Consider the following 11,037-nt stretch of genomic DNA (forward strand, 5'->3'; position numbering starts at 1 on the left):
TATAAATGAAAATCCATCTACAATACTTGCTACTTCAAAGCATCTTTCAACAGTTCAGATAATCTTGATGTAAAAACTTCTAAATTATATTTTTCTTCACATAAACGCCGAGCTCTGTTTCCCATCTCTCGGGTTTCATCTGGATGTTCTAGTAAATACGATATTGCCTGTTGCCATCCTTGAACATCTCCCTGTTCAACAAAAATACCAATTCTTTGTTTTTCTATATCGATACCAACAAACTGGTTGCTAGTCATGACAACTGCTTTCCCCATCGACATTGCTTCTAATAAAGTTGTCAGCCCAATTGCATTATATGGTTTGTCTTGCCTAAGATTGAGAGGAATGGCAACTGCATAAGCTTCTTGATAAGCTGCTAAAATTTCTTGCCAGGAAAGTGAATTCTCGACGATATGAATGTTAGAAGGTAGTTTTGAGGTGTCGGAAATGAACGAGTTGCCATAGGGGCAGATTTTCAAATGACAGTTGATTTGGCTAAAGGCTTTTATCAGTGTGTCATAGTCTCGATAAGTTTTACCTATACTTAAAATTAACCTACTGCTACATTCTGCTTCATATTCATAATTAATATTCTTCACTTTATAATATGGTAAATCTGTTCCCCATTCTAATATTTCTAACTTGTGAGCCGGTATATCAAACTCATCTTTTAAATGGTTTTTAATTTCATTGTTCAAGCAAAAAAGTTTATCGTAACCCTTGATAAATAATTTAGTATATAACTGACTACTTAATTTTTTTTTGAATGATTGATACGCTATGGCAACAATTGGTTTTTTGAATATACCGAGCGCTCTGAGAAATGCAAGTAATGCCGTAGTTAGGTGATGTCCCGAATAGACAGCATCGTATTCGGAATTCAGAAAAAGTATCCTTACTTGCTGATCTAAATCTCCGAAAATTTTTAACTTTTGACTAATTTTCTTGAGAAGAGAATACTTTTCGTAAGGCAGAATATCAACATCAATGCCATATTTAGGTAATGTTGTCGCTCCCCAGAGATGATGGCTTGGATATTGATAATTTTCTTTAAGCCAAAATTCCCATTGGGCAGTCATACTGTAGTTATTAACTAATATTACTTTCATTGTTAATTTATTTAATTAAGTTTTTCATGGCTTTAAAATAATACAGTTCAGTTAAGAAGAATTGTAGGTTGGTGTAGGCAGTTACAACCCAACAAAACTAAAGTAGGTGTTGGGTTATGTCCAAAGGGCATGCACTCGCATTCGTTAAGGAACTGGTGACAAGAGTTGGGAACATTTCGGGTTAACCAAGGCTCGTTGATGAGGTTGGGCTTATTAATAAAGGGGGCTGCAACTGTCCAATGCATGGAAATCGAGAAGATTATGTATATTTTTTTTAAGTATAAATGCTCCATCTACAATACTTGCTACTTCAAAGCATCTTTCAAAAGCTCAGATAATCTTGATGTAAAAACTTCTAAATTATATTTCTCTTCACATAAACGCCGACCTCTTTTTCCCATCTCTCGGGTTTCATTTGGATGTTCCAGTAAATAAGATATTGCCTCTTGCCATCCCTTATCATCTCCCTGTTCAACGAAGATACCAATACCCTCTTTTTCAATATCAATGCAAGGCTCTACAGTTCTTGTCATGACAACAGCTTTTCCCATTCCCATTGCATCTAGAAGACTAGTCACTCCAATCGCATGAATATATGATTTCGGTTGGGTATTATCTAGAGGTATAGCAATTGCATAAGCTTTTGCATGTTCAGCTAGTATTTCTTGCCATGATATGTAATGTGTCAAAACTTGAACGTTTGAAGAATTATAATCAATATTATTAAACATAGGATCTGGTGGGCTATATATCCTTAAAGGATAATTTATATTTTTTAAAGCTTTTGTTAGAGTTTTGTAGTCTCTATATGTTCTCCCTGCACTTAAAATAAAACTTTTTTCTCCTTTTGTGTCAAGACTATCATTATTTTTAATTTTATAATAAGGTAAATCGATTCCCCATTCTAATAAATGGAGTTTATTTTCTGGAACATTAAACTCTTTTATAAGATGGTTTCTTATTCCATTGCTCAAGCAAAAAAGTCTATCGTATCTAGATAAAATCAATTTGATAAATAATAAGCTCCAGAGATTTTTTTTAAATGATTGATGTTGAACACTAACAACTGGTTTTTTTAATAGACCTATAGCTCTTAAAATAGCAAGTAGGTAAGTAGAACCTTGATTTGCCGAATAAATTATATCGTAATCATGTTTTTGCAAAAGTAATCTAACTTCCTGATCTAAATCTCCTAGTATTTTTATTTTTTGACTAATTTTTTTTAAAAATGAATATTTTTCCCAAAGCAGAATCTCAACATTAATACCATACTTAGGTAGTGTTGTAGCTCCCCAAAGATGATGAGTGGGATATTGATAATTCTCTCTCACCCACTGTTCCCATTGGGCAGTCATGCTGTAGTTGTTAAGCAAAATTGCCTTCATTATTAATTCCTATCATTAAGCTTCTCGATGTTTTCATCATCTGCCTACCGAGTTAGTTTGAATAATAAAATAAGATTTTCAGGCAGGCGCTTTTGTGAAATAAAATAAATTGAATTGATTGCATAGGCAACATCTACCAATAATTTGGAGCGCCGTCTTCATAACGATGCGATCGCATCCTCGTATAAATATACATTGAAGGCTAATAATTGAACTATTAGCAAAATCTTTTAGTTTTTCGGCAATGACGGAAACTTCTGCGAGGTTTGCGGGAATTCTATACTCCGTGAGTGACTTTGTACTCTTGGTAACGTGTTCCAGCAACACCTGCAAGTGTACCTGTTCCTCTGGAAATATGTAGTAATGCTTTCACGATTGCGTGTTGTCCTAATAGCAAAGAAGGAAACAAAAGGCAAAATCCTTGACTGATCAGTCCAATTCCTTTCACAGCACGTATAGTAAGAACCTTGATTGAAGGATACAATTCACGCTCACAAAGACTTTGTGTGCTCCAACAACGATAACCTCGTCGTAGAATCCATTTCACATTAGTACGGCTTTGAGGGATCCATTCATAAACAACAGCTGTATCTGCCCAGACTATCTTGTATCCTGCCCGAGAGAGGCGCATAAAAAAGTGCGAATCTTCTCCACCAGTCAGAGCAAAACGCTCGTCGAACATTTTATCTATTTGCTTTAAGACCTGAGAACGAACGAGCACATTGCCAGTAGAAGCAGTTTCTAGCCGATGACCTGTAGGGAAACGCTTCGGCTCAAAAAACTTTCCTTTCACAATCCAATTAGGAACACTTGACTCTATGAAACGTGGTAAATTAGGTCCTGTGACTACGTCTGCATCGTACTTCTGCTGAACGAACAAAAGCTCATCTAGCCATGATGGATCAGGAACCTCGTCATCATCAATGAAAGCAACAAAATCAGTATCTTTATTAATAGAGGCAAGAGCTTTATTTCGGCTATAAGAAATACCACGATTAGGTTCAATGCAGTATTTTAGTACTCCTTTGAAATCATTCTCTTTAACAGAGCAAATTGCACGAGCAGCTCCAGTTGAGTCATTATCAACAACAATGACCTCTAATTTTGGAGTTTCACACTTCTTAAAGGTTAGCTGATTGAGACCATCGAGTAAACGTTTTAATCCTTCAGGACGTTGGTATGTTGACACGCACACAGAAATTAACATCTTCTCTCCTCAACTAGAAATCTTGTTTATTTGATGCTTCTATCTCAATCCATTCTTCATCCATAGAAGGACTGGCGTATTTGTAGAGTTTTACTTGTTCAAACTCTACAGACATTGAAAAAATGGTTGATACATATAGTATCCAAAAGATACTATTAGTTGTTACAAGAGTGCTTTCAGTTATGTTATATATTAGAAAAAATGACAAATATATAAGTGGCCATAACCCCTCTACAGTTCTGGTCGTTCTTAACCAAACAACTCCTTTTATCCAGGCAGCCACATAGCTTATAAGAAAGACTATTAACCCTGATATACCTAATTCTGCCAACAAATCCATAAAGCCATTGTGACCATAAGGACATGGCCACTCGAGAGTGCGCCAAAGGTAGGCTGTCACCGGATTATCCCAGTCTTGCCAAACAGCATTAAAACCGTAGCCAAATAAAGGACGTTCCGAGATTAGCTCAAGCATATGTGTCCATATCTCTGTGCGTCCTGTTAGGGTTAAATCCCGACCTAATGCAGTCGCTATAACTGGCAAATTATCTAATACTAAGGTTGCTGCGCTTCCTAGCATAAGTATCACAGCAATCGTTATAGGCACTATTTGGTTGTAATTGTTTCGCCAAGTCCTATACAGTGGCAAAATAATTGTTAGGGTGATCAAAACAACGATCGCTGTTTTTGAAGTCGAAAGAATGATTAAAGCTGCTGAGAGAATAAAACCAAGCCACGCAACCCATCTGTATTTACGCTCAAGACCAGAGTTTTCAAAAGAGAGTAACAGAAAAACTATAGCGCTCATGTTCATGAGGCGGCCCAGGGTGTTTTTGTGCGTTATGATACCTCGCCAAGCTCCCTCATGAGCACCTCCTTCCTGAAAGGTCATTAAACCGTAAGATGGCAATGCAATAGCAAACACAAAACTCAGTAAAATTATTAACCCGAACGCCCACGCTAATAATTGTAGTTGCTCCCGCAAGCTGTAACGTGTAGCTAAGTAAACTCCAAATCCACTTGTTCCTAAAAGAAGTACGCTACGACGTGGCGTAATGTCTGGTGCCACTGTCCACAACGCTGATGCTAATGCAATCCCTATAATTAGCCAAATCCAAATGTCCTTCTGTGCAACGCGCACAAAACGCTTCCACCTCTGAACAATCAGGAGGGAAGTCACCAAATAAACTCCCATAAAAAGGATTGGAGTGTACGGATCTGGGGTTAAATCCACAGCATCCTCCTTTTCCAATAGAATACCTATCAAGGCAGTTGTTGAAAAGAAAAGAGCTATGACAACAAATACCTTTTCGGCTAGCCTTGATAGTCTGTGCATGGCAACTCTATTTCTAATAATTAATTTGCTGTCAAAAAAAATGCCTTGAACAGAAAAAGTGTTTCTTGAGTTGAATGAGTATCTCAAAGAAACCTACCGTAGAAAGATTATCTCATTTAACATGTTACACAGATATGCCCAAAGAAATAATTTTGTAATCACCCCTAAGTTTTGACTTTACTCTACCTTCATTAGTAAAATCATTTTAATGAATTTTTTGTAAAGAACAACGTATCACATATGGGGCAAGATATGTTGGGGGTATCGAACCAGAGCAAAAATCTGGTATGATTTGTCCCTGAAACAGGAAGTCTTTTGCAGAAGTAGAACTAACATACCTATAGAAATTTCGGGTACAGAGTCTATAACTGCGTAATCTTGCTGTGTTTTAGCTGTATTGTCCCCACGCCACCGTACGTTCTAGCAACCGCGACACTATTACACAGAGTTATCCCGATTATTTTTATGACAAGTTGGCGAAAGTCAGCATCTAGGAAATAGATTAACAGAATCATGTATTCAACAGATTTGAATGGGAAACAGATGCCAACTAAGGAACAAAGCTTGCAGCACCTGAAAAATCCCAATAGTGTATTGAAAGAACCGTATTTGTTCCGAAGAAGACCAGAAAGCGAAGAAGAAAGTACGGGTTTCAATCAGGTTTTCTCTGTTGTCCGTCGTCGGATAGGTTTGATTGCTAGTGCGACAGTGATTGTCACTACGGTGGCTGTTGCTTTCTCAGCAACTCGAACTCCAAAGTATGAAGGCAAGTTTCAGATATTAGTTGAACCTCTAAAAACTACCGATAGTGAGTTACTGGTTTTACTATCCGAAACTTTGAAGCAAAATGTCAACGAAATCACTAAACAGAATAAAACAGAATTGGATTATCAGGCTTTGATGGAAGTTTTAAAGAGCCCAAAGCTAATAAATCCAGTCGTTCAAGACCTGAAAAACCGATATCCAGAAATTAATTATGACCAGCTTGTTGCCAGTAATGCGTCTGGCAAAGCGTCTCCTGATCAGGTAGGCACGCTGCATATTAGCCGCATAGGCAAAGGTAAGGAGCTATCAAGAGTCATAGAGGTTCGCTATCGAGAATCGGATCCGAAAAAAGTTGAGTATGTCTTGGATCGGGTATCAGAAGCATATCAAAACTACAGTAAAGAACAGCAGCAGACGAACTTACGCCAGGGAATAAAATTCGTTGAGCAGCAGATTCCCAAAATGCAACTGCGGGTGAATGCACTTCAAAAACAAATGCAAATGTTTCAGCAGAAGTACAGTATGTTCAACCCTGAACTTCAGGGACAACAACTGCTCAACAGAGTTGATGAACTCAAAGCACAGCGCAGAGAAACTGAGCGAAGGCTGGCTGAGTTTAGGTCACTTTCCGCTTCGTTGAAAAAACAGTTGGCAATGTCAGAGAATACAGCGATCGCAGCATCAGCCTTGAGTGAATCACCGCAGTATCAACAAACACTCACTCGTCTGCGAGAGATAGAAACAAGAATTGCCACAGAGTCAGCTCGTCTGACTGATGACAACCCAGTCATGGTAAATTTGCGCGAACAACGACAGAAACTGCTACCTTTAGTGCAGCAAGAAGCAAAACTGGCATTAGGAAGCAACGCTTCAAAGAGTGCGTCTTCCCAAGTAGGAGTTTATCAAAACTCAGTTCGGCGTGACCTCATCAAACAACTAGCTGATAGCGCTAACCAAATTCAGTTGTTAGAAAGCAGCCTTCAAGCTAATAGCAAAGCAACACTTGAGCTTAACCAACAAATTCAGCAATATCCAGCCCTTTCCCGTCAGTACGCCAATTTGCAAAGGGAGTTGCAAGTTTCTACCGATACCCTTAACCAGCTTTTAGCCAAGCAAGAAGCACTGCGAGTAGACGCAGCTCAACAGGATGTACCTTGGGAAGTGATTATGCCAGCGACACTTCCACGAAACAAAATGGGTGAACTTGTACCAGTAGGATTGAATACTGAGCGTAACATTGTCTTGGGAGGAGTTGCTGGTTTACTTTTAGGAACTCTAGCTGCTTTCATGCTGGAGAATTGGCAAAACGTCTTTCACGATCCTGAGGAAGTGAAACGTGCAACTAAACTGCCAATTCTTGGAGGTATTCCTTTTCACAAAGAATTAAGACGCCCGATTTCTACAGCCAACAAAGAACTCGCTTATGCAGCCCAAAAAGGCAAATATCGATTTGTGCCAACTGTAAAAGCAAAAAATCAGGAGTATAAAACTACTCCTTTTACGGAAGCTTTTTGCTCTCTTTATAACAGGATAAACTGTCTCAAGTCAGAAGCTTCTATCCGCTCAATAGCAGTCACATCAGCTACAAGTGGCGATGGTAAGTCTACAGTAGCAGCGAATTTAGCAAAGATAGCTGCTCAAGCAGGTCAGAAAGTGCTACTAGTAGATGCCAATTTACGCCATCCCCAGGTACATCATGCATTAGGTTTAGTTAACACAAAGGGACTTAGCGAGGTACTTTCTGAAGGTATAGATTTTAGTGATGTTGTTGGACAAGCATCTAGAGAAGAAAATCTTTTTGTGATCACGGCTGGTGAGACGCCACAAAATCCCACACAGTTATTCTCATCTCAAAGAATGGAGACTTTTGTGGAGCGAACCCATACAAATTATGATTTGGTTATCTATGACGCACCACATATCATGGGACTTTTAGACACCAGCATCTTAGCAAACCGTGTAGATGGAGTTTTGATGGTTGCGGGACTTGGTAAAACAATCCGTTCTTCCTTGCAACAAGCGGTGGAAGAATTGAAAGCTGCTCGGGGTTCAATATTAGGTATAGTAGCTGATACCATTGAACGGTAGCTAGTAGCAAAAAGTAAAGTTTTCGTCACCCTTTGTTGTCTTAAAGATAGTAGTGAGACCCATTAATCCCGTGATAACCGTTATTAAGAAAAAACTCTCCAGTCAATTCATTCGTAATGTTGGCTGGCTGAGTATTTCAGAGATCATCTACAGAGTTTTACGCTTGGGATTAGTCGTCATCATTGCACGGTTTTTGAGCTCCTACGACTACGGTTTAGGAGCAATTGTGATGACAGTTCGTGAGTTCTCAATCACCTTTGCTGATATAGGTATAGGCGCGAAAATTATTCAGGCTGACGAAGAAGAATTAGAGGAATTGTGTCACTCTGCGTACTGGTTAAATTGGGTAGTTTTTTTTAGTCTGTTTGTTATTCAGTCTATTGCAGCATTTCCTATAGCTTGGTTTTATAAAAGTCCAAGTGTTATTTTGCCAATTATTGTCTCAGGAATTGCTTACTTAATTTGGCCTATATCTATAATACAAAAGACTCTCATACAAAGAGAGAACCGTTTGAAAGTCATAGCTATTACTGAGAGCATTCAAAATATTATTGGCAGCATATTGACTGCAATATTTGCTGTTTTAGGTATGGGTGTATGGTCATTTGTCTTGCCCGCAGTCTTAACATCACCTACAGAAACGTTAGTATACTACAAAGCGCATTCTTGGCGATTGAACACAGGATTTACCACAAAGAATTGGAGCAGTATTCTAAATTTTGGTAAAAATATTCTTGGGGTTTCCTTATTAAGAACATTAAGGAACAATTTAGATTATTTACTAGTTGGTCGCTTTGTAGGGATTGAGCAATTAGGGATATATTTCTTTGGTTTTAATGCTGGATTAGGAATTAGTTTAAGTTTGATTAATTCAATAAATTCAGCTATCTTACCTCATTTATGTGCTGTTCGCTCTCAATGGTCTGAATTCAAGAGATGCTACTTAAGCAGTCTAAAAACAATTACCATTACCATTGTTCCTTTTGTTCTCCTTCAAGCTACTTTGGCTCCTTTTTACGTACCAATTGTTTTTGGTCAGAAGTGGATATCTGCCATCCCAATTGTGGTACTGATTTGTTTGTCAGCGATTCCACGACCTTTTGCAGATGCTGCCTCCCAATTGCTAGTAGCTGTCGGTAAACCTCACCTAGATCTACGGTGGAATATCATATTTACTACGCTATTTACAATTGCAATCCTGATAGGAGTTAACTTGCAGGCTATTGGTCTAGATACATCTGTCTTAAAGGCTCATCTAGGAGATCACTGGGAAATTATTGGGGTAGCTACATCTGTTTTATTAGTTCATTTGATTTTCTTGCCTCTTTTTACATTGTGGGCTACACGTCATGTTTTCCCTAAAATTCAAAAGACATAGGGGGTTTTTATGAAAATTTCTGTGATCATTCCAGTTTACAAAGTTGAGAAATATATAGCTGCTACTGTACAATCAGTTCTTGCTCAAACCTACAAAAATTTTGAGTTGCTCATCATTGATGATGGCTCTCCAGACAAAAGTGTAGAAATTTGTCAACAATTTACAGATAACAGAATTAGAATTATTAGGCAGGAAAACCGAGGGGTAGCTGCTGCACGAAACACTGGTATCCGTAATGCTGAAGGAGAATATTTGGCTTTTTTAGATGCAGATGACTTATGGGCACCAGAAAAGCTAGCAAAACATATTGAACATCTGGAGAACTCACCAGCAGTAGGGGTGAGTTTTTGTCGTTCTGCTTTTATCGATGAATTAGGGGAACCTTTAGGTATTTATCAAATCACCAAGCTCAAGGAAATTACTCCGCTTGATTTACTTTGTCGTACCCCAATTGGGAATGGCTCGGTACCTGTGATTCGGCGAGAAACGCTGGAAGATATTGCATTCCAAGATAATCTTTACGGAACGGTAGAAAACTTTTATTTTGATGATGATCGGCAATTGCACCCTTCGGAAGATGTCGAATGTTGGTTGCGGATTGCGATGAAAACCAAATGGCTGATTGAGGGCATTCCTGAACCCTTGACGCTTTACCGAGTCAATTCTCAGGGATTTTCAGCTCAACTGATGAAAAAGTTAAAGTCCTGGGAAAGGATGCTGGAAAAAGCACACGCTTACGTACCTTCAGAATCAATGGCTGAGTTGGAAAAGATAGCTATGGCTTATCAACTGCGGCATTTAGCTCGAAGGGGAGTCACTTTGAAAGATGGTACAACAGCTATTGAGTTCACCCATCGAGCTCTATCTACTTATTGGCGCATCCTACTGGAAGAACCACACCGTACGCTTATCACCTTAGCCGCTGCCTATTTTCTCTGGTTTATGCCGCGATCGCTTTACCATCAAATAGAGTCCATGGCTCTAAAAATCGTAGGCTCTGCTCAAAGACGCCGCATTCAATCAAATTCGTAATTCATAATTTATAATTCAGGCTATATGTTCCGAGGACGGAGCCGTTCTTTTTGGAGGCATGAAAGCGATGACCTTAAACCGCGAGACAAGTAAGTAAAGACGCCCATAGAGGGCGTCTGTACGAAAGCCCGTGTCCTGATTGCCCGGTAGAGCGGTTCTCCTTATAGCTGAAAAAGTTTAGCCAAATAGCTGTTTTGTGCAAAACAAAACCGAGCGAAAAGCTAATCCCAACTTAAGCGCCAGAATCCCCTAAATAGAATTTGGGGGTGTGCCTCAATAGTGCTGTACACATTGCTTGAATGAACTACCCCGCCGCTCCCGGCGGACGGGGTTTCGCCCGGTTCCGCTATGTTGCTGGATTTGTGTCTCCTCACTTGCCCAAGTTGCTTCATTGATCCGGTATTCTTTCGTTTACCAGTCTTTGAGGTAGAGCTTAGACATCCGAGACTGTCGAGGTTGGTTCCCAACACCGGTTGCGCCTTTGTGACAACGTTGTACATCACCATTGCACTGCCTGCGTCGCGTGGCACATCAAAACCACAACATAAACACAGGTGATGACGATTTGACAATTCTGCCCATTCTTTATGAACTGCTCCACATTTTGGGCAACGTTGAGATGGCTTGATATCTTTGGTAGGTAGCATAATCATCAACCCGCCCTTCGACTCAATCTTGTAAGTTATAGCTATAGCCAGTCTAATTAGGACGTGGACTATAATAATTGCGATCACTTC

Annotated in this window: 8 protein-coding genes; 3 read left to right on the plus strand and 5 right to left on the minus strand. The window is 39.2% G+C overall.

The window, feature by feature from the left end; all coding sequences use genetic code 11:
* Positions 1 to 29: 29 nt before the first annotated feature.
* The 4 genes from ACM0OZ_RS15165 to ACM0OZ_RS15180 all read right to left on the minus strand — a co-directional run bounded on the left by ACM0OZ_RS15165 (position 30) and on the right by ACM0OZ_RS15180 (position 5,037).
* On the minus strand, positions 30 to 1,109 hold the full coding sequence (locus ACM0OZ_RS15165; protein WP_414583644.1) for a glycosyltransferase family 4 protein: 1,080 nt from the start codon (positions 1,107 to 1,109) through the stop codon (positions 30 to 32).
* Positions 1,110 to 1,414: 305 nt separating this feature from the next.
* Positions 1,415 to 2,494: a glycosyltransferase family 4 protein gene (locus ACM0OZ_RS15170; protein WP_414583645.1), complete on the minus strand. Its 1,080-nt coding sequence runs from the start codon at positions 2,492 to 2,494 to the stop codon at positions 1,415 to 1,417.
* Positions 2,495 to 2,771: 277 nt separating this feature from the next.
* Entirely contained in the window at positions 2,772 to 3,701 is a 930-nt protein-coding gene (locus tag ACM0OZ_RS15175; protein WP_414583646.1) for a glycosyltransferase family 2 protein, read from the minus strand.
* A 13-nt stretch (positions 3,702 to 3,714) separates the two neighbouring features.
* Positions 3,715 to 5,037 (minus strand): O-antigen ligase family protein, encoded by a 1,323-nt coding sequence (locus ACM0OZ_RS15180; protein WP_414583647.1) that lies wholly within the window; start codon positions 5,035 to 5,037, stop codon positions 3,715 to 3,717.
* A 513-nt stretch (positions 5,038 to 5,550) separates the two neighbouring features.
* Here ACM0OZ_RS15180 and ACM0OZ_RS15185 point away from each other — a divergent pair.
* The 3 genes from ACM0OZ_RS15185 (at position 5,551) to ACM0OZ_RS15195 (ending at position 10,300) form a co-directional block, all read left to right on the plus strand.
* Positions 5,551 to 7,890 (plus strand): GumC family protein, encoded by a 2,340-nt coding sequence (locus tag ACM0OZ_RS15185; RefSeq protein WP_414583648.1) that lies wholly within the window; start codon positions 5,551 to 5,553, stop codon positions 7,888 to 7,890.
* 61 nt (positions 7,891 to 7,951) lie between these two features.
* Entirely contained in the window at positions 7,952 to 9,268 is a 1,317-nt protein-coding gene (locus ACM0OZ_RS15190) for a lipopolysaccharide biosynthesis protein (RefSeq protein ID WP_414583658.1), read from the plus strand.
* A gap of 9 nt (positions 9,269 to 9,277) precedes the next feature.
* Positions 9,278 to 10,300, plus strand: coding sequence for a glycosyltransferase family 2 protein (locus ACM0OZ_RS15195; RefSeq protein ID WP_414583649.1), 1,023 nt, complete (start codon positions 9,278 to 9,280; stop codon positions 10,298 to 10,300).
* 221 nt (positions 10,301 to 10,521) lie between these two features.
* Here the strand turns inward: ACM0OZ_RS15195 and ACM0OZ_RS15200 are convergent.
* Positions 10,522 to 11,037, minus strand: a 516-nt coding sequence (locus ACM0OZ_RS15200) for a zinc ribbon domain-containing protein (RefSeq protein WP_414583650.1), incomplete at its 5' end; no start/stop codon positions are given.

The organism is Scytonema sp. PCC 10023 (assembly GCF_963920835.1).
Lineage (GTDB): Bacteria > Cyanobacteriota > Cyanobacteriia > Cyanobacteriales > Nostocaceae > Kalymmatonema.